Consider the following 16,755-nt stretch of genomic DNA (forward strand, 5'->3'; position numbering starts at 1 on the left):
GTTTCTCCGCGCGGAAAAAGAATGTCCAAGGTTCGCGGGCGGCGGTTCCGTCGCCCGCCCAGAACTAGTCCGAGGAAGCGAGCATGGTGGAAACCGGGGAACAAGAGGTCGAGCACGGGATCACGGTGAACGCGCCCGCCGATGTCGTCTACGGCCTGGTGGCCGACGTGGCGAACTGGCCGAACATATTTCCTCCGACGGTGCACGTGGAGCACCTGGAGAGGGGAGAGACCAGGGAACGGATCAGGCTGTGGGCGACCGCCAACGGTGCGGCGAAGACCTGGACATCGGTGCGGTACCTGGATCCGGTGCGGCGACGTGTCGAGTTCAGGCAGGAAGTGTCGCAGCCACCGGTGGCGAGCATGGGCGGCTGCTGGACGGTCGAGCCGGTCTCGGACACGGAGTCCAGGGTTCGACTGTCGCACCAGTACCGCGCCGTTGACGACGACCCGGACAACCTGGCCTGGATAGCCAGGGCCGTGGACGGGAACAGCGACTCCGAGCTCGCGGCCATGAAGGCCGAGGCAGAGATGGCCGCGAGCGAGTCGCGGCTGAAGATGGAGTTCGCCGACACCGTGCGGATGAACGGTTCGGTGGCCGACGCCTACGACTTCATCAACGAGGCGAACCTGTGGTCCGAGCGGCTGCCGCACGTGGAAACCGTGCGCATGGACGAGGAAACGCCGGGGCTGCAAACGCTCGAGATGGACACTCGCGCCAAGGACGGTTCCGTGCACACCACGAAGTCCATACGGGTGTGCTTCCGAAACGACAGGGTCTCCTACAAGCAGATCGTGCTCCCGCCGTTGATGAAGCTGCACACGGGGCTGTGGACCTTCGTCGAGGAGAGCGACGGGGTGGCCGTGACCTCGCGGCACACGGTGGTGCTCAACGAGGACAACATCACCGGGGTGCTCGGCGCGGACGCCGGGGTCGAGAAGGCGCGGGAGTACGTGCACAACGCGTTGAGCACCAACAGCCTCAGCACCCTCGGGCACGTCAGGGAACAGGTCGAGAAGCCACGGTGAACCACCGTCGTCGAGACCTCCGGCGGCTCGGTTCGTCCGCTCGAGCGCCCAGCCGGGACGGGCCGAGGTGCTCCGGGGACTGAGTCGGACGCTTCGCAGGGTCGCGGGGCACGTGCGCGCGGCCGCTCGAGGTGCCCCGCGACGCGGCGGGGCGCCGATTCAGCCGTCGGTTCCCCAGCCGCCGAACCAAGTCGTCGGCCGGTCTCCGAGGAGAGATATGCGAACTCAGGTGATAGTGGTCGGCGCGGGCCCGGTCGGGCTGATGCTGGCCTGCGAGTTGCGCCTGGCGGGGGCGGACGTGGTCGTCGTGGAACGGCTGCTCGAGCCCACCGGGGAGTCCAGGGCGTCCCAGCTGAACTCCAGAACCGTGGAGGTGCTCGATCAGCGCGGGCTGCTCGAGGCGCTGGGGGAGGTCCAGTACCAGCCCTCGGGGCACTTCGGTGGGCTTCCGCTCGACATGAGCGGTGTGGACAGTGTCCACCCCGGACACTGGAAGGTTCCGCAGTTCCGGACGGAAGCCGTCCTGGAGGAACGTGCCGGGGACCTGGGAGCGGAGATCTGGCGTGGTCACGAGCTCAGGGACCTCTCCGTCGGTCGGGACGGGGTGGAAGCCGCGGTCGAGGGCCCGCGGGGCGGGCTCGAGCTGCGCGCCCGGTACCTGGTCGGCTGCGACGGTGAACGCAGCGTGGTGCGGGACCTGGCCGGTTTCGACTTTCCGGGGACCGGCGCCACTCGGGAGCTGTTCCGGGCCGACGTGGCGGGGATCGAGGTGGCCGACCGCAGCTTCCAGCGCTACGAGCGAGGTCTGGCCATCTCGGCCCGGCGGCCGGACGGGGTCACCCGCGTCATGGCGCACGAGTTCGGGAGCGCTGCACGGGACCGGGACGGTCCCCCCTCCTTCGAGGAGGTCGCAGCGGCGTGGTTCCGGATCACGGGTGAGGACATCACCGGGGGGAGCCCGATCTGGGTGGACTCCTTCGGGGACGCCAACCGTCAGGTGGATCTGTACCGGCGGGGAAACGTGCTGCTCGCGGGGGACGCCGCGCACCTGCAGATGCCTGCAGGCGGGCAGGCGCTCAACCTGGGACTGCAGGAGGCCGTGAACCTGGGGTGGAAACTGGCCGCGCAGGTGTGCGGCCGGGCCCCGGAGGGGCTGCTGGACAGTTACCACTCCGAACGGCACCCCGTGGCGGCCCGCGTGCTCTCCAACGTCGGGGCACAGGCGCATCTGCTGCTCGGTGGTCCGGACATGGAGCCGATGCGGCGGCTGTTGCGTGGAATGCTGGAGTTCGACGAGGTACGCGAGCACCTGACCGGGATGCTCAGTGGTCTGGACGTGCGCTACGACGTGGGAGGGGACGGCCATCCTCTGCTCGGCGCGCGGCTGCCGCACTGCGAGCTGGTCACGGACACCGGGACCACCAGCACGGTGGAGTGCCTCAGAGCGGGTGGCGGAGTGCTGCTCGAACTGTCCCCGGAGGAACGCTCGGGCCGGGACGCGCGGAAAGTCCTGGAGCCGTGGCGGCGGAGGGTCCTGCCGGTGACGGCACGTGTGCCGTCGGGCGGGGCCCTGGACGGTCTCACCCGGGTGCTGGTCCGGCCGGACGGCCACGTGGTGGCCGTGGACCCGCCCCCCGAGGAACTCGGCAGCGCGTTGACCGCGTGGTTCGGCGCCCCCGAACCGAGCTGAGGGGCGGCGGGAGGAGCGGGACGTCCGGTGCCGATGACCGGCGGTCTCGGCCCGCGTCCGGTCGCGGGCCGTGCCACGCACATCCCCGGTGTTCGTCCGCGCCACGTGCCGTGGGCGGCCCGAAAGCGTACTGAGGAGTGCTGATACCTGTGTGCTCGGAGTCGTCGGGCGCGTCGCCCGAAGTCAGGGACGTGGTTCTGGAAGGGGCGGACGGGGTGCCGCTCTCCGCGCTGCTGGCAGAACCACGGCGGTCCCCGCCCCGCGCCGTGGTCGTCGCCCTGCACGGCGGGGGGATGCGCGCGGGATACTTCCACGGGCGTGCTCATCCGAGTCTGTCCCTGCTCACGTTGGGGGCCGAGCTCGGTTTCACGGTGTTGGCCGTGGACCGTCCCGGGTACGGGCTGTCGGCGGAGCGGATGCCCGAGGGCGGGACTCTCGAGGAGCAGGCGGGCTGTCTGCACGGGGCCCTGGAGAGGTTCGCGGCCGACCGTGCCGTGGGCGCGGGGTTCTTCTTGGTGGCCCACTCCTCGGGAGGGAAAGTGGCGCTGTGCATGGCCGCTTCCGACGAGCACCGCGGTCTGGTGGGGTTGGACCTCTCCGGATGCGGGCATCGTCACGCCGTCGACGTCAGGAGCTTCCTCGAATCGTCCGGCAGGGACGTGTGGCGACTGCACTGGGGTGCTTCGAGGTTCTACCCGGAGAGCACCTTCTCCGCGGCCCGCTCGCTGCTGACTCCGATGCCTCCCGTGGAGATCGAGGAAGCGGCGCGGTGGCCGCGGTTCTTCCCCGGGATCGCTGGTCGCGTGCACTCGCCCGTGCGCTTCACCTTCTCCGAGCACGAGTTGTGGTGGCGGCACGACGAGGAATCGGTCGGGGAACTGACGGCTCTGCTGGGCTCCTCCCGCGTGCGGGTGGATCGTCAGGAGGGGGCCGGGCACAACATAAGTCTCGGGTGGGCCGCCAGGTCCTACCACCTCCGTGCTCTCGCGTTCGCCGAGGACTGCGTTCGGGCCAGCGGAGCGGGGCGGCGGTGACCGCGCGGACTTCCGAACCGGGAGCGAGCACGTTGGGAGAGGTGGGAAATGTCGGGGTCTGTGTCCGGTGGTGGAAGCGAGGGGGCGGTCGCACCGCGTTCGGAGGAGCGATCCCGGCCGGGGAGTTCGGAGGCCCCCCGGCCGGGCCCGGTTCTTTCGGTCTTCTCCTCGCTGCGGGTGCGCAACTTCCGGTTCTACGCGGGGGGCCAGGTCGTTTCCCTGCTGGGCACCTGGATGCAGCGCATCGCCCAGGACTGGCTGGTGCTGGAGATATCCGGCGGTGACCCCGTGGCGCTCGGAGTCGCGATCGCCCTGCAGTTCGCGCCGATGCCGTTGTTCACGCTGTGGGCGGGTGTGCTGGCCGACCGCTTCGACAAGCGTTTGTTGCTGATCGCGTTGCAGTACGGGGCCGGTGGGTCCGCCCTGACGTTGGGACTGCTGGACGTGACCGGTGTCGTCCAGCTGTGGCACGTTTACCTGCTGTGCCTGGTGCTGGGGTGTTGCGGGGCCGTCGAGATGCCCGTTCGGCAGTCGTTCGTCATGGAGATCGTGGGCGGGGACAGGGTCGGCAACGCGGTCGCCGTCAATTCCATGATCATGAACACCTGCCGCATGTCGGGACCGGCCGTGGCGGGCTATCTGATCACCCTGAGCGGAACGGGGTGGTTGTTCCTGTTCAACGCCGCCTCGATGCTCGCCGTGGTGGCGACGCTGCACATGATGGACCCGGCGGCGCTGCGCCGGGACAGTACCGCTTCGTCCGGAAGAGGGCGGCTGCGCGAAGGTCTGTCCTACGTGCGCAACCGTCCCGACCTGATCCCGGTTCTGACCATGGTGTTCTTCCTGGGGACCTTCGGGATCACCTTCAACACCTCGTTGGCCGTGGTGGCCGGTGAGGTCTTCGGGCTCGGCTCGTTCGGCTTCGGGATGTTGCACGCCTCGTTGGCCGCGGGGACCCTGACCGGAGCGGTCCTGGCGGCCTGGCGGAGTTCGCACGGCCGCCCCCGGAAAGAGGTGCTGGTGGGCAGTGCGCTGACGTTCGGTTTCTGCGAGGCGCTCGCGGCCTTCCTGCCCTGGCTGATCCCCTTCGCGGCTGCGCTCCTCGTGATCGGCGCGGCACAGATGACCTTCATCCTGACGGCCAACAACACCATCCAGGTGTCGGTGAGTGCCGAGATGCGCGGACGCGTGCTCGCGCTGTACATGCTGTTGCTGCTCGGGGGAACGCCTGTGGGCAGCCTTCTGGCCGGGTGGTCGGCGGAGCATCTGGGACCGCGGTCGCCGCTGCTGCTCGGCGGTGTCGTGTCGTTCGTACCGGCACTCGTCTGCGGGATCGTCGCCGCACGCCGGGGTGGTGCGGTGCGCGCGGCCCCGCCGGCTAGCTAGGCGGCGAACTCCCGGACGGTGGTGTCCTGGAACGTCCGGCACGGTCCGATCGCGTTCGTGAGGACCGGACCGTGCCGGACGGCTTCGGTTTTCCCGCTCGTGCTTCCCGGCGGGAAGCCGAACAGTTAGTGCGCGAGCTCTCTCCGCTCTTTCCCTCCCGTTACTGGGGTTGCCCTATCCGGAAACCGACACCCCGCAGCGTCGTGATCCACGTGGTCGACCCAAGTTTGGAACGCAGCGATCCGACATGGGTGTCTATGGTGCGACTGGACAACGAGGACTCGTCGTTCCAGACCCTCGACATTATCTGTTTTCGGGTGAACACCGTTTCCGAATCGGAGGCGAGGAGTGCGAGCAGGTCGAACTCCTTGCGGGTCAGGTGAACCGATCGGCCACGGACTTCCACCTCCCTCGTGCGCAGGTCTATCACCATGGAACCGTGCGTGATCCTTCTTCGCGTGACCCCGGTTTGCTTGGTGCGGCGCAGAACGGCCGTTATGCGGGCGACCAGTTCTTGAATCCCGAAAGGTCTGGTCACGTAGTCGTCGAACCCCATTTGCAGCCCCAGGACGCGGTCGGGTTCGTCGCTTCGGTTGTTCATGGCTATTATGGGGACGTCGCAGTCCGTCCGGATGCGGCGGCATATCTCGAGTCCGTCTATGTCGGGCAATCCCAATTCGAGCAGCAGGAGATCGGCCGTCCGGCACCCCTCTATCGCTGCGGATCCGGTGTGTACGGTGTCGACGAAGAAACCGTGCCGGCGCAAATCATCCGCCAGGATCTCGGGATGAGCGGCATCGCTCTCCGCGACAAGTAAGTTCAACTGAAACCCTCCCCAGTTGTGTGTACCCAGCGCCGCAGAAGCTTTCCTTCCCCAGACGGGCTCTAATTTGGTGCGTGTTTTGACCGTCGTGGAATTCAGCGGTTCGGCTGACGGTGCTCGGCGTCTTCCCGACGGGTAGCGTTGCGGTGTCCTCCGGTAGGACGGCGACGGTGTGGCGTTGCTACCGGACCGCGTTCCCCAGAATCACGGATCCTCCCCAGTGGATCGTCTTCCCGTGTTCGCTCTCCGTGGATACGGACGAAGTTTATCATCCTATCGGGTGTCAGGGCTAATCTGGAACTGTTCAAGATAATTAATGGTGTTCGTGCTCACCGTTTTCGCGCTCCTGTCGGTCTAAGGGGGTGGAGTTTGGATTTCGTTTCATTTCGTGAGTGCCTTCCGTGTGTGTAACGCGTTTTGCGGCGCCCCCGGGCTCTGCTTCGGATGGAGCAGTGTTTGGGGTGCCTCTGGGGGCGGTCGATGTCGTAAGAACGGGGTAGCGTCCGCCGCTTCCGCGGCGGTGTGTAATCTTTGTCACTCCTCGCGCGGGTGGGGGTTTCGTTTGGATCGCTTGGTGCTTTGTTCGTTCGAGCGCGGACGTGAAGGGAAGTGGCGGAGAGGGCAAGGTGGTCGGCGTGGGAGTCACTCCGTGTGGTCCCGCGCTTCGCGTTCGGCTGAACGAGTGGGATGTTCTTCTTTCCGGGAAACCACTCGAATGGAAAATTTCCGTGAACAGCTTCGTGCGCGCTCGTGCGCTCGAACCGTGGGAGTTCGGTCCGAGGGGGCTCGAGGTCGACCAGCGGAGGATTTCGAGGGGTGCGGCTTCCGTGTCGGTGGAGCGGTGTTCGGAGGGGTGTGAACGCGTTGCCGCCTTCTGGGTCGAACCGGGCTCCGGGGGTCGGAGTTCTTCCCGGAGGCCGCGCACTCTTCCGGAAGGGACGGGGTCCGGGAGGAGGCCACGTGTCATCGACACCTGCGCGGAGGCGGACGGCGCGGAAGCCGCGCACCGACCACATCGATCCGTGCCGGGTTCACCTGTGGGGGTGGAACACGCCGCTGGAGGAGGCGCCGCGGGCGCTCGACGACGTCGTGCGCCCCGGCTGGGTGCTGCACGTCGGGGTTTCCGACGCCTCCGGCCCGGGGGTCGGGGCAACGCCCTCACCGAGTGGAAGCGGTGGACGCCGCTCGTCGGCCCGCGGGTCCCGTGCGACCCGTTGAACCGTGATGCCGGGCGTGGGCCGCTGCCGGCGGCGGAGGAGCTTCCGGAGTGCGCCGCCGTTCGGAGCGGTGGTCTGCGCGACAGTGTGATCGAGGATGACGCGAGTGCATCCGTGTCGTTATAGTTGAGTCAGATAGACTCAACTTTGCTTCTGCGGTTGATGCGAAGCAGTTGTCGCCGGTGGCCGCCCACGGGTATCGGAGTCGAAGGGGTACCCGGCAGGCGCGGACGAAGGGGACGAGTTCCCGATCACGACGAGGTGAGGAATGGACGCTTTCAACCCGACGACCAAGACCCAACAGGCGATCTCCTCCGCAGCCCAGGCCGCGACCATGGCGGGCAACCCCGATGTGGCCCCCGCGCACCTGCTCGGGGCCCTGCTGGCCCAGAGCGACGGACTGGCCTCCCCCCTGCTGTCCGCGGTCGGCGCCGACCCGGCTCGGGTGCGCTCCGAGTGCGAGCAGCTCGCGAGCGGACTGCCCGCGGCCTCGGGGTCCACGGTCTCCACCCCGCAGCTCTCGCGGGAGTCGGTCAAGGCCCTCACCCACGCCCAGCAGCTGGCCACGGAGCTGGGCGACGAGTACGTCTCGGCCGAGCACCTGCTGGTGGGCCTGGCGACGGAGGGCGGACAGGTCGCCGAGCTGCTCCGGCGCGACGGCGCCACCCCGGACGCGCTCCGGGATGCGTTCACCAAGGTGCGCGGTTCGGCGCGGGTCACCAGCCCCGATCCGGAGGGCACCTACAACGCGCTGGAGAAGTACGGCCTCGACCTGACCGAGCGCGCCCGCGGCGGTGATCTCGACCCGGTCATCGGCAGGGACACCGAGATCCGCCGGGTCGTGCAGGTGCTGTCCCGGCGCACCAAGAACAATCCCGTGCTGATCGGCGAGCCCGGCGTGGGCAAGACGGCGATCGTCGAGGGACTGGCCCAGCGCATCGTCGCCGGTGACGTGCCCGAGTCGCTGCGCGACAAGCGCGTGGTCGCGCTGGACGTGGGGTCCATGGTGGCCGGGGCCAAGTACCGCGGCGAGTTCGAGGAACGCCTCAAGGCCGTGCTCAAGGAGATCACCGAGTCCGAGGGGCAGGTGATCACCTTCATCGACGAGCTGCACACCATCGTGGGCGCGGGCGCGAGCGGTGAGGGCGCCATGGACGCGGGCAACATGATCAAACCCATGCTGGCCCGCGGCGAGCTGCGCATGGTCGGCGCGACCACGCTCGACGAGTACCGCAAGCACGTCGAGACGGACGCCGCGCTGGAGCGCAGGTTCCAGCAGGTCATGACCGGTGAACCGAGTCCGGACGACGCGGTGGCGATCCTGCGCGGGCTCAAGGAGCGCTACGAGGTGCACCACGGCGTGCGCATCACCGACGGTGCGCTGGTGGCGGCCGCGACGCTGTCGGACCGCTACATCACGGATCGCTACCTGCCGGACAAGGCCATCGACCTCGTCGACGAGGCCGCCTCGCGGTTGCGGATGGAGATCGACTCGCGCCCGGTGGAGATCGACGAGGTGGAGCGCGCCGTCCGCAGGCTCGAGATCGAGGAGATGGCGCTGTCGGCCGAGCAGGACCCGGACTCGCGGGAACGGCTCGAGACCCTGCGCCAGGAGCTGGCCGACCAGCGCGAGCGGTTGTCCGAGCTGACCGCGCGCTGGCAGCAGGAAAAGGAGTCCATCGACAGGGTTCGGGACCTGAAGGGACAGCTCGAATCGGTGCGCGGCGAATCGGAGCGCGCCGAGCGCGACGGTGACCTCGGCAAGGCGGCCGAGCTGCGCTACGGCCGCATACCGGAGCTGGAGAAGGAGCTGGAGGCGGCGACCGAGGCGCAGAACCGCTCCAAGGCGATGTTGCAGGAGGAGGTCTCCCCGGACGACGTGGCCGAGGTGGTCAGCGCCTGGACCGGTATCCCCGCGGGGAGGCTGCTGGAGGGCGAGACGGCCAAGCTGCTCCGCATGGAGGACGCGATCGGCTCCCGCGTGATCGGGCAGTCCGAGGCGGTGCGGGCGGTCTCGGACTCGGTGCGCCGTTCCCGGGCCGGGGTGGCCGATCCGGACAGGCCGATGGGGTCCTTCCTGTTCCTCGGTCCCACCGGGGTGGGCAAGACCGAGCTGGCCAAGGCACTGGCCGAGTTCCTCTTCGACGACGAGCGCGCGATGGTGCGCATCGACATGAGCGAGTACTCCGAGAAGCACTCGGTCGCGCGGCTGGTGGGCGCGCCACCGGGATACGTGGGCTACGACCAGGGCGGCCAGCTCACCGAGACCATCCGCAGGCGTCCCTACTCCGTGGTGCTGCTCGACGAGGTCGAAAAGGCCCACCAGGACGTTTTCGACGTGCTGCTGCAGGTGCTCGACGACGGCAGGCTCACCGACGGCCAGGGGCGCACGGTGGACTTCCGAAACACCATCCTGGTCATGACCTCGAACCTGGGCTCGCAGGCCATCGCGGACCGGAACCTCTCGGAGTCCGAACGGGACGAGGCCGTGATGACGGTGGTGCGCAGCCAGTTCAAGCCGGAGTTCCTGAACCGGTTGGACGGCACGCTGGTGTTCCACGCGCTTTCCACCGAGCAGTTGACCTCGATCGTGGACATCCAGGTGGACCGGTTGGCGCGCAGGCTGGCGAAGCGGCGGCTCACGCTGGACGTGAGCCCGGCCGCGAAGGAGTGGCTGGCCGTCAACGGGTTCGACCCGGTGTTCGGGGCGCGGCCGCTGCGGCGGTTGGTCGAGTCGGCCATCGGGGACGAGCTGTCCCGCAAGCTGTTGGCCGGCGACATCAAGGACGGCGACGAGGTGGTCGTCGACGTCGGTTCCGAGGGGTCCGCGCTGACCGTGGCCGCGGAGTGAGCCGGAGTGGGCGGGCTCGGCAGCCGGTGCCGTGCGCCGAACACGGCGTGCGGCCCGGCGGCCGGGCGCTGCCGGACGCAGGAGGCCGTGCGGTGCGGAGTGCTCCCCGCCGCGGGTGGTCCGCCACCGCTCCGGGGCGTCGTGTCCGGAGTGGTGTCCCACGTGGGCGTACGTGGGACGCGCGTTCGATGCTGACGTCCACTCGTGCGTCGGCGGTGAGCCGCCCTGTCGCAGCAGTCGCCGGGCTTCGCGCCGCGGCCGGGCTCACGATCGCTGATTACGCTGGTGGCGTTCGGCCTTGGCCCTGTTGCCGCAGATGGCCATGGAACACCACCGGCGGCGGCCGCTCGGTGACGGGTCGAGAAAGAGCCACGAGCACCGGCCGCACGTGCTCACCAGCGATCTCCGTTCGCCGAGCAGCAGCGCCGCGCTCGCCAGGGCTGCTCTGCGGGCGACGAGACGTGGTCCCAGTGATGTGGTGTCGAACTCCCAGGCCCGCTGGGCGTGGAACCGCTCCGAGGGTTCGGCCTGGCGCTGCGCTGCCAGGACGTCGGCTTTCACCCGGTCACGCACACCCGGTTCGCAAGCGGTGCGCTCGACGCCGGCCAGCAGGAACTCGTGCAGGGCTTCGCGTTGCTCACGCAGTTCCGTCAGCGCTTCGTCCGCTTCGGCCGGGTCCGCTTCGGCGCGGTTCAGCAGGTACTCGTGCTCGTCCTCGTCGAGCAGCTCGACCGCGCGCGCCCAGTCGGCCGCGTCGGCGAACTCGCGCAGGTACTCCACGTCGCGGTCCTTGGTGCGTCCTCCCACGGTGTTGACGAAGTCGAGCGCCGGATGGCCGCCGATCAACGAGGCAGCCGTCCATGTGGCCATGTTCCCTCCGAGAACGCGTCGACGGGCGGGTTGACGACTCGAGGTCGTTGCCACGACCATACTAACCATAAATCAAATAAAAGGGGTTAGTAGTGTTCGAGACATCGACGCGCGACACGTGGTGTCCGCCCGAGACGTTCGAGTTCCGGGGGCAGGAGATCCGTCACGGGGTGGTGGGAGAGGGTGAACCGGTGGTCCTGCTGCACGGCACGCCGTTCTCCTCGGTGGTGTGGCGACGTATCGCGCCGCAACTCGCCCGGGACCACCGGGTGTACTACTTCGACCTGCTCGGTTACGGCCGCTCGGAGCAGCAGGAGGGACAGGACGTCTCACTGGGCGTGCAGAACCTGGTTCTCACCGCGCTGCTCGACCACTGGGGGCTCGAGTCCCCGCACGTGGTCGGTCACGACTTCGGGGGAACCACCGCGCTGCGCGCGCACCTGCTCGACGGACGGGACTACCGGTCCCTGACGCTGATCGACCCGGTCGCGCTCAGCCCGCACGGTTCGGAGCTCGTGCAGGCCGCTCGGCGCCACGAGGACGCGTTCGCCGAGCTGCCCGGCTACGTCCACGAGGCGGTCCTGCGCGCCTACATCGGCGGAGCGCTGTGCCGGTCGCTGTCCGAGCAGGAGATGCGTTACTACCTGGAACCCTGGGTGGGGCAACGGGGACAGTCCGCGTTCTACCGCCAGATCGCCCAGATGGACGACCGCTACACCGACGAGATCCAGGACCGCTACGGGGAGATCCGCTGTCCGGTCGCCCTCCTCTGGGGCGAGCGGGACGCGTGGGTCCCCCTCGCGACAGGCCGGGCGCTGGCCGAACGCATGCCGCACGCCGAGTTCGGCGTCGTGCCGGGAGCGGGGCACCTGGTCCCCGACGACGCGCCCGAAGCGGTCGTGGCCGCTGTGCTCGACTCGCTGCGTCGGCTCGACCGTTGATCGGACGCGACCGGTCCGAGCCGGGCGGATCCGGTGCGTTCGCGACCGAACCGCAGCCCGGGGCCAACCGTCCCCACCTGTTGGCCGGGCCGACTCACGCCGTTGACCCGGATCCCGGTGAGCGAGCCACCGGAGACGGGCCCGGCGGTACCGCGTTTCGTCCGCCGGTGTTCCGCCGCGTCGGGGCTGAGTGACCGCCGATCGCCGGACCAACCGGCACGTTTTCCGGCTCACGCGGATTCCTCGGCGGGGTGTCCCTCCGAGACCTCGCGCCGCCTCTTTCCCGGTTCGAAGGGTTCAGCCGCGCTGCCTGCCGCTGCCGATCCCGGCCAGCGCGGCGAACGCCCCCGCGGCCGCGGCGAAGACGATCGTGGCGTTGTGCAGCCCGAACAGCGTGGTCAGGTAGCCGAGCAGGATGCTGGACCCCCCGGCGGACAGGTAGGCGACCACGTAGATCATCGCCGAGGTGCCCGCGCGCTGCTCGGGTGTGGCCAGCGCGCTGAGCATCCGGAAGCCGCCCGCGAACATCAGGCCCCAGCCCGCGCCCAGCACGACGGATCCGGAGAACAGCAGCGCCGCGCTGCCGGCGACCACGGCCACGGCCACGGCGGCCAGCCCGATCAGCAGCAGCGGGACGGCCAGCCGCACCGCGCGCGTGCCGTGCCAACCCGATGCCAGCACCTGCGCGATACTGCCGACGCCCGCCAGCACCGTCACGGTCAGCCCGCCGACGAAGTGGGAGTTGCTCTCGACCAGTCCGCTCGCCACCGACGGCCCCAGCGACATGAACATTCCGCCGATCGTCCACGCGGACAGCATCGTGGTGGCCAGCAGCGCGAACGTCCGTCCCCGGCCCTCCGGCACGGTCGGCCGTTGCGGGCGCAGCACCCGCTTCAGCTCGGCCCGCCGCTCGGTCACCGGTTCGGGCATCGCCAGCACCCCGAGGAACAGGAGCACCAGGGCGGCGATCAGCACGAGGTAGCTGAGTTCGGTCGGGGCGGGGGCGAACTGGACCAGCGCTCCGGCCAGCACCGAGCCCACGGCCATGCCGCCCGCCGCGGCGACTCCGTTCACCAGCGGTCCACGTCCGCTTCCCCGTGGTTGGAAATCCAGCAGCGTGGCGCTGACCGCGCTGGTCACGGCGCCGGTGGCCAGTCCCTGCAGCACGCGTCCCACGCACAACCACCCGACTCCGGGAGCCAGGGCCAGCACGAGCAGCGAGATCGTCTCCAGCGCTATCGAGCCGAGCAGCACCGGGCGGCGGCCCAGGTGGTCGGACAGCGAGCCGAACAGCAGCAGCGCGGCGAGTATCCCGACCATGTACACGGCGAAGACCACCGTCAGCACGGTGCTGGAGAAGTGCCATTCGCGCTGGTAGATCGCGTACATGGGGGAGGGCGCCGTGGAGGCCATCAGGAAGACCGCGAGCACGGACCCCGCGAGTGCGAACGAGCCCCTTCGCGAGAGGGTTCGGCCGCGCGCGGGGCGCGTGGGAGGTGGGGGAGTCGTTTCGACGTCCGGTCCTGATCGCATGATTCTCCTCACCGGAACGGATCATTCCGCTCCGGCCAACACGGCTTCGGAGGGGAGCATTCCGCTCCGAGTTAGCATGTGGGCATGGCCACAGCGCAGCACGCGACGGACTACGACGAACGAGTCGTCAACGCGGCTCGCGAGGTGTTCGCGCAGCAGGGATTCGCCGCCCCCATCTCCGAGATAGCCGAGCTCGCCGGAGTGGGGGTCGCCAGCATCTACCGGCGCTACCCGAACAAGCGGGAACTGGCCGAGCACGTACGGATCGCGGCCACCAGCCGCATCATCGCCGAGGCCGAAACCGCCCGGGAAGCTGAATCCGACCCCTGGAAGGCCTTCGAGCTGTTCATGCACGGGTGTCTGCGGGAACACACCGGTATCGGTGTCGTGCTGCCGCCTCACGCGGACTGCCGGGGTTTCTCGGAGGAACTCCTCACGCTCAGGGATCGGATGATCTCGCGAGTGGAGGAGCTCGTCGCGGCGGCGCAGCACGCGGGGGGACTGCGCGGCGACCTGCGGGCCGCGGACGTGTTCGTGCTGTTCAAGCACCTCAACCCCCCGCTCGCCACCGACGAGCCGCGCCGCGCCGAGCTGCGCGCGCGCTACCTGGCCCTGGTGCTGCCCGGCCTGCGGGACAGCTCCGTCCCGCTCCCGGGGGCGGCTCCGGACTGGGAGGAACTGCGACGGATGTGTGAGGGCGGCGCGGACTCCGAGCCCGCGGAGGAGCGAGTCGGCTCGGGGTGAGCGCTCCGCTCCTCCGCGGATTCCGCGGTTCGCGGCGGAATCGAAGGCAGGTGATCTTCGCAGCGATTCGTCGGCGGACTACCCTGCGCGTGTGGGCATACCTGCATGGGTCTGGTTCGTCGTGGCGGCCGTCGCGATCGCGGCAGGCGTCGCGCTGCTGATCACCGACCGCGCGCGGCGGACGGCCAAAAACCGGGAAAGACGACGTTGGGCGGCGCTGCGCGGATGGCAGTTCGCCGAGTACGACCAGGTGCTGCCGACCAAGTGGCGACGCGGATTACTGCCGCAGTACAGCGGAGCCGTGGCCACCGACATCGTCGCGGGATCCACGTTCACCGCCGACGGTCGGCGCCAGGTCTCGGTGCTCGACCTGGTCGTCGGTGGCAGGACCGTGGCCGTGCTGGTCGGGCTGCGGTGCCGCAGGCCGATCGCGACCACGCTGGAGTTGTGGCTGCCCGAGGTGCCGGTGCCGCACGAGTCCGAACTGGACCTGCTCGGTCCGGTCGGTTCGCGCTACGCGTTCGTGGGCGACGTGGCCACGGCACGTCCGAACGTCACCCCCGACGTGGTGGACGCCGTCGAGGAGTTCGGTGACGACGTCACCGTCGTCTGGGCCGAGAGCGACTGGGTGCTGGCCGCGCTCGAACCGGGCGCCGCCGACCCCGCGCAGCTGGAGAACGCCCTGCGCGCCCTCGGACAGCTGGCCGACCTGGTCGATCCGTTCGAAGTGGACCCCAACGAGGACCGGCCTTCCGAGCGTTCCGCGGAGGACGACGCCGCGGAGGAGCCCGCGGACGACACGGCGGACGAGCTCGATGCCGACGCCGGGACGGGGAAGTCGGTGGAGGGCGGAACGGCCTGACCGCAGGCACGGCAACGGTTCCTCGCGCGAGGGGGTGATCCGGTGCGCGGACGGCCCCTTACGGAGCCGTCCGCTGCACCGGAGCGTGCTCGTCTCGCGGGCGGGGTGCCGACATCCGAGTGGGAGCCCCACCCGTCGGCCGCTCCCCGTCCCGCGGTTCCGGCGCGGCACCGGCCGGCTTCGCACAGGCCTCGCGGGAGGGGGCCGGTCACTCGTGCGGGTAGGGTTCGGGGCATGTCTACCGCTCTCGTGACCGGTGCGACGGCGGGTATCGGACGGGCTTTCGCCCGCCGGCTCGCCGCCGAAGGCTATGATCTGGTGCTGGTTGCCCGCGACTCGGAACGGCTGCGCTCGTTGGCGGAGCAACTGCGCGAACGCTACGGGACGTCCAGCGAGCCGATTCCCGCCGATCTGACCGAACAGGCCGACCTCCGCGAGGTCGAGCAGCGCCTCGAGGACCCCACCCGCCCGATCGACCTGCTGGTGAACAACGCGGGCTTCGGCACCTCGGGGGCCTTCTGGGACACCGATCCGGAGACCCTGCGCGCCCAGGTGGATCTGAACGTGACGGCCGTGCTGCGGCTGGCCCGCGCCGCCGTTCCGGTGATGCGCGGGCTGGGGCGCGGTGACGTGATCAACGTGTCCAGTGTGGCCGGTTTCTTCCCGATGTCCGGGTCGACGTACTCGGCCACGAAGTCCTGGGTCACCACCTTCTCCGAGGGGCTCTCCGTCTCGCTGGCGGGCAGCGGGGTGCGCGTGATGGCGTTGTGCCCCGGATTCACCCGAACCGAGTTCCACCAGCGGGCCCAACTGGAGATGAGCGGTCTGCCGCGTGCGTTCTGGTTGGACGCCGACGGCCTGGTGCACGGGGCGATGGACGACCTCAGGAAGGGGCGGACGGTCTCCGTTCCCGGAGCTCAGTACAAGGCGCTCGTGTTCCTGGGGCGGCTGCTGCCGAACTGGCTGCAGCGGCTCATCGTGACCAGGGCAGCACCCGGGCGCACCTGATCCGGCGGCTCCGCTCGCTTCGCGCTCGGGGCGGGGCCCGGGCGTAGGTCGCCGTGGCTTTCCCCTTCCGGGACTGCCGGTTCTCAGAGGGCGAGGTAGCCCTGCTGCCACTGCACGGTGGTGGGGCGTGTCCCGGTGTGGGTGTATTCGGTCAGGGCCCGGCGCACGTCGGTTTGGGGGAGTGAGGCTGAGGCGGGCAGGAGGTCGGGGCCATCGCAGGCGAACACTAGTTCGGGGGCGTCCTCGGGGGCGTGTGGGTTGAAGGTGTCCAGTACCTCGGCGGTGCCGATCCAGGTCATCGCGCCCCACCCGGTGTCGGGATCAACCGCGACGCGGAGATAGGCAGGCGGGTACTGGGGTTCGCCCTCGTCGTGGTGCGACCGGGCGGGGCGGTCCCACACCGTGACCAGGGTGGTGCGGTTTCCCTCGGTGGATTCGGTGACCACGCGGTCGAGCAGCGTCGCGGTTTCCTCGGGTGTGTAGGCGTACTGTGACCCGCGGTGCTGGTCGAACATGACCGTGAGCACGGTCGCGGTGTCGATCGTCGTCATGCCTGTCCCTCGATTCGTACTGGTCGTGTCGCGCCTGGCTCGTACACATCGAGCACATAGCCTTTCGGCAGGATCGCGGAGACCGCGGTCCGGCACCCGAGCGGACCACGGTCCGGACGTGTTCGGCGGCCCGCATCGCTGCCGGTAGCTCGCCGGTGGGGGTGGCCTCGGTGATCTGCGGGAGTCGTTTCCGGATGTCGTCGCGCATCACCGGTCT

At 69.4% G+C, this 16,755-nt stretch carries 13 protein-coding genes; 9 read left to right on the plus strand and 4 right to left on the minus strand.

The features are described from left to right. The first annotated feature begins 83 nt into the window (after positions 1–83). The 4 genes from FHR84_RS20850 to FHR84_RS20865 all read left to right on the plus strand — a co-directional run bounded on the left by FHR84_RS20850 (position 84) and on the right by FHR84_RS20865 (position 5,138). Positions 84–1,028: an aromatase/cyclase gene (locus FHR84_RS20850; protein WP_179537241.1), complete on the plus strand. Its 945-nt coding sequence runs from the start codon at positions 84–86 to the stop codon at positions 1,026–1,028. A gap of 217 nt (positions 1,029–1,245) precedes the next feature. Then, a complete protein-coding gene (locus tag FHR84_RS20855; protein WP_179537242.1) occupies positions 1,246–2,718 on the plus strand; it encodes an FAD-dependent monooxygenase in 1,473 nt (490 codons plus the stop codon). A 137-nt stretch (positions 2,719–2,855) separates the two neighbouring features. Next, positions 2,856–3,752 (plus strand): alpha/beta hydrolase, encoded by an 897-nt coding sequence (locus FHR84_RS20860; RefSeq protein ID WP_343075364.1) that lies wholly within the window; start codon positions 2,856–2,858, stop codon positions 3,750–3,752. 48 nt (positions 3,753–3,800) lie between these two features. Next, positions 3,801–5,138, plus strand: a complete 1,338-nt coding sequence (locus FHR84_RS20865) for an MFS transporter (RefSeq protein WP_179537243.1) — start codon at positions 3,801–3,803, stop codon at positions 5,136–5,138. A 160-nt stretch (positions 5,139–5,298) separates the two neighbouring features. Here the strand turns inward: FHR84_RS20865 and FHR84_RS20870 are convergent, their stop codons facing one another. Further along, entirely contained in the window at positions 5,299–5,961 is a 663-nt protein-coding gene (locus FHR84_RS20870) for a response regulator transcription factor (protein WP_179537244.1), read from the minus strand. Between the two features lie 1,485 nt (positions 5,962–7,446). Here FHR84_RS20870 and clpB point away from each other — a divergent pair. Then, a complete protein-coding gene (clpB, locus tag FHR84_RS20880; RefSeq protein WP_179537246.1) occupies positions 7,447–10,029 on the plus strand; it encodes an ATP-dependent chaperone ClpB in 2,583 nt (860 codons plus the stop codon). Between the two features lie 264 nt (positions 10,030–10,293). Here clpB and FHR84_RS22125 read toward each other — a convergent pair whose 3' ends face one another. After that, positions 10,294–10,899, minus strand: coding sequence for a CGNR zinc finger domain-containing protein (locus tag FHR84_RS22125; protein ID WP_218863558.1), 606 nt, complete (start codon positions 10,897–10,899; stop codon positions 10,294–10,296). Between the two features lie 92 nt (positions 10,900–10,991). On the opposite strand from FHR84_RS22125, the gene FHR84_RS20895 reads away from it, so the two are divergent. Next, positions 10,992–11,840, plus strand: a complete 849-nt coding sequence (locus FHR84_RS20895; protein ID WP_179537247.1) for an alpha/beta fold hydrolase — start codon at positions 10,992–10,994, stop codon at positions 11,838–11,840. 297 nt (positions 11,841–12,137) lie between these two features. On the opposite strand, the gene FHR84_RS20900 is transcribed toward FHR84_RS20895, so the two are convergent. Beyond that, complete coding sequence (locus FHR84_RS20900; RefSeq protein WP_179537248.1) at positions 12,138–13,373, minus strand: MFS transporter; 1,236 nt, start codon at positions 13,371–13,373, stop codon at positions 12,138–12,140. 84 nt (positions 13,374–13,457) lie between these two features. On the opposite strand from FHR84_RS20900, the gene FHR84_RS20905 reads away from it, so the two are divergent. The 3 genes from FHR84_RS20905 to FHR84_RS20915 all read left to right on the plus strand — a co-directional run bounded on the left by FHR84_RS20905 (position 13,458) and on the right by FHR84_RS20915 (position 15,987). Further along, positions 13,458–14,117, plus strand: coding sequence for a TetR/AcrR family transcriptional regulator (locus tag FHR84_RS20905; protein WP_179537249.1), 660 nt, complete (start codon positions 13,458–13,460; stop codon positions 14,115–14,117). Between the two features lie 91 nt (positions 14,118–14,208). Further along, on the plus strand, positions 14,209–14,979 hold the full coding sequence (locus tag FHR84_RS20910) for a type III secretion system chaperone family protein (protein ID WP_246300869.1): 771 nt from the start codon (positions 14,209–14,211) through the stop codon (positions 14,977–14,979). A gap of 234 nt (positions 14,980–15,213) precedes the next feature. Continuing rightward, positions 15,214–15,987 carry an SDR family NAD(P)-dependent oxidoreductase gene (locus FHR84_RS20915; RefSeq protein ID WP_179537250.1) on the plus strand — a complete coding sequence of 258 codons (774 nt, stop codon included), beginning with the start codon at positions 15,214–15,216 and terminating at the stop codon, positions 15,985–15,987. An 83-nt stretch (positions 15,988–16,070) separates the two neighbouring features. Here FHR84_RS20915 and FHR84_RS20920 read toward each other — a convergent pair whose 3' ends face one another. Next, positions 16,071–16,538, minus strand: coding sequence for an Imm1 family immunity protein (locus FHR84_RS20920; protein ID WP_179537251.1), 468 nt, complete (start codon positions 16,536–16,538; stop codon positions 16,071–16,073). Positions 16,539–16,755: the final 217 nt, after the last annotated feature.

The sequence above is a fragment of the Actinopolyspora biskrensis genome (assembly GCF_013408175.1).
GTDB lineage: Bacteria > Actinomycetota > Actinomycetes > Mycobacteriales > Pseudonocardiaceae > Actinopolyspora > Actinopolyspora biskrensis.

What these genes read in the sequence shown, in the direction of transcription:
- FHR84_RS20850 (WP_179537241.1), top strand. Translation starts at nt 84, where the DNA reads ATGGTGGAAACCGGGGAACAAGAGGTCGAGCACGGGATCACGGTGAAC.
- FHR84_RS20855 (WP_179537242.1), top strand. Translation starts at nt 1,246, where the DNA reads ATGCGAACTCAGGTGATAGTGGTCGGCGCGGGCCCGGTCGGGCTGATG.
- FHR84_RS20865 (WP_179537243.1), top strand. Translation starts at nt 3,801, where the DNA reads ATGTCGGGGTCTGTGTCCGGTGGTGGAAGCGAGGGGGCGGTCGCACCG.
- clpB (WP_179537246.1), top strand. Translation starts at nt 7,447, where the DNA reads ATGGACGCTTTCAACCCGACGACCAAGACCCAACAGGCGATCTCCTCC.
- FHR84_RS22125 (WP_218863558.1), bottom strand. Translation starts at nt 10,899, where the DNA reads ATGGCCACATGGACGGCTGCCTCGTTGATCGGCGGCCATCCGGCGCTC.
- FHR84_RS20900 (WP_179537248.1), bottom strand. Translation starts at nt 13,373, where the DNA reads ATGCGATCAGGACCGGACGTCGAAACGACTCCCCCACCTCCCACGCGC.
- FHR84_RS20905 (WP_179537249.1), top strand. Translation starts at nt 13,458, where the DNA reads ATGGCCACAGCGCAGCACGCGACGGACTACGACGAACGAGTCGTCAAC.
- FHR84_RS20915 (WP_179537250.1), top strand. Translation starts at nt 15,214, where the DNA reads ATGTCTACCGCTCTCGTGACCGGTGCGACGGCGGGTATCGGACGGGCT.
- FHR84_RS20920 (WP_179537251.1), bottom strand. Translation starts at nt 16,538, where the DNA reads ATGACGACGATCGACACCGCGACCGTGCTCACGGTCATGTTCGACCAG.